Annotated in this window: 3 protein-coding genes; 1 reads left to right on the forward strand and 2 read right to left on the reverse strand. The window is 40.5% G+C overall.

All coding sequences use genetic code 11. From position 1 onward, the window contains the following. Both DYY66_RS10330 and meaB read right to left on the reverse strand, forming a co-directional pair. On the reverse strand, positions 1-761 hold a 761-nt coding region (locus DYY66_RS10330; RefSeq protein ID WP_255496429.1), incomplete at its 3' end, for a methylmalonyl-CoA mutase family protein. A 1-nt stretch (position 762) separates the two neighbouring features. Next, entirely contained in the window at positions 763-1,677 is a 915-nt protein-coding gene (gene meaB / locus DYY66_RS10335) for a methylmalonyl Co-A mutase-associated GTPase MeaB (protein WP_166288992.1), read from the reverse strand. Positions 1,678-1,795: 118 nt separating this feature from the next. Between meaB and DYY66_RS10340 the strand changes: the two genes are divergently transcribed. Continuing rightward, a partial coding sequence (locus DYY66_RS10340; protein ID WP_166288994.1) for a cobalamin B12-binding domain-containing protein occupies positions 1,796-2,194 on the forward strand: 399 nt, incomplete at its 3' end.

Consider the following 2,194-nt stretch of genomic DNA (forward strand, 5'->3'; position numbering starts at 1 on the left):
CAAAAGAAGAATGAAAGTCGTGGTGCGAAACTATCAATTTTCAATCCCCTGTCAACACATGTCTCGATGTATTCTATTGCGTTTGCAAGTGTGAATGCAACTTCTTGAACTGCGTTGCATCCTGCCTCCCTCATGTGGTACCCAGATATTGATATTGGATACCATTGAGGAACTTTTTTTGAACAATATTCAATCATGTCACCAATTAATCTCATTGACGGACGCGGTGGATAGATGTAGGTATTTCTTGCAATGTATTCTTTTAGAATATCATTTTGTGTAGTGCCACGTAGTTGCTTGCTGTCAACTCCTTGTTTTGCGCCTGTTGCAATGTATAGTGCAAGTAATGTAGATGCGGTAGAATTGATTGTCATAGATGTACTTACTTTGTCAAGAGGAATTCCACCAAAGCATTTCATCATGTCTTTGAGTGATGTAATAGAGACTCCAACTTTTCCAACTTCGCCCTCTGCATGAGAATCATCTGCATCATATCCAATCTGGGTTGGCAAGTCAAATGCCATAGAAAGACCAGTCTGACCTCTTTCAAGAAGATACTTGAATCTCTGATTTGTCTGCTCGGCAGTACCAAATCCAGTATACTGTCTCATTGTCCATAATCTGTCTCGATACATTCCAGGATGAATTCCGCGTGTGTATGGATATTTTCCTGGCTCCTCTGTCTTGCTTTTTGGTTTAACCTTTGAATCGTAGAAACGCTTTACTGGAATGTTAGAATCAGTCTTGATAGATTTTACCATATCATACTAGCCCCTTTGATATTTTATCTGCTGCCTCAAACGGGTCGACTTTGCCTGACTGGACTTTTTTAAGATATGTCGCATATGATTTACTTGAATCAAGCATTGTTGTAACTTTGTTTTTAACATTATTTAAAACAATATCTCGTAGCTCAGAGTCTAGTCTTGAAGCCTCCTTCTTGGCCCGAGTCTTGTGTCTTGCTTTCATGACATCTTCCAATTTTTTTGCAAAATCGGCAATACCCTTGTTTGATTTTGCCGAAGTCATCATCACGACTGGGTTTTTCTCAGACATGCCGATAAAGTCTCGAACAGAATCAAAAAGCTGGTTTGCACCAGGCAAGTCGCTCTTGTTTATCAGATAAATATCGCCAATCTCTGTCAGGCCCGCCTTTATTGTCTGGATACTGTCTCCAGTGTGAGGATTAAAGACAACAACTGTTACGTCTACAACTTTTTCAATATCAACTTCAGTCTGTCCAGCTCCCACACTTTCAATTATTATCGGATTAAATCCTGCATACTCTAAAATTCTGATGCTGTTTCGAAGCGATGTCGATATGGCACCTGTTGCACCCCTTGATGCCATACTCCTAATGTATGTACCAGAATCAGTAGACTCGGTCATTCTTACCCTATCACCAAGTATTGCACCTCCAGTAATGTGGCTAGTCGGGTCTATTGCAAGAACTGCACTCTTGTAGCCAAGTTTGTTTAGCTCAAGGCTGGTTCTGTTTATCAGAGTGCTCTTGCCTGCACCGGCAGGTCCTGTGATTCCAATCTTCATAGATTTTCCAGAATGCTTGAAGATCTTTTTTATGATGAGTTTAGCGTCCTTTTCGTTATTTTCAATTATAGATATGGCACGTGCTATTGCTCTTCTGTTGCCTTTCTTTATCTCTGCCACAATATCCATAGAGAGGTCACGCAAAGAATCCACAATAAAGCTTATTGTTATGCCAATAAAGCAAAAAGATCCCAAGTGTACGATTTCAAATAAAGCTTTTAAAACAGAAAATTTACTTGTAAAGTACATGTCTCAAAAGGCTCAAACAAAGAGAATCAGGATCTTGGTTTCAAAACTAGGACTTGATGGCCACGACAGAGGAGCCTTGGTACTATGCAGGGCATTTCGAGACGCAGGCATGGAAGTAATCTATTCAGGACTGTTTGCAACCCCTGAAAGAATAGCCCAGATAGTAGAAGACGAAGATATCGACGTTGTTGCACTAAGCCTTCTAAATGGCGCACACCTTACCCTATTTCCCAGAGTTGCAAAAGCAATCAAGGACAAGGGAATAAACGATGTTCTAGTAATTGGTGGAGGAGTCATCCCAGAAGATGACAAGCCAGCACTTGAAAAATCAGGAGTGCTTGGAAACTTTGGACCAGGAACCCCACTTCCGTCAATAATTGATTTTATCCAGACAAAT

The organism is Candidatus Nitrosotalea sp. FS (assembly GCF_011319475.1).
Taxonomy (GTDB): domain Archaea; phylum Thermoproteota; class Nitrososphaeria; order Nitrososphaerales; family Nitrosopumilaceae; genus Nitrosotalea.

Coding starts and splice junctions, on each gene's coding strand:
- meaB (WP_166288992.1), bottom strand. CDS start 1,677: ATGGATATTGTGGCAGAGATAAAGAAAGGCAACAGAAGAGCAATAGCA.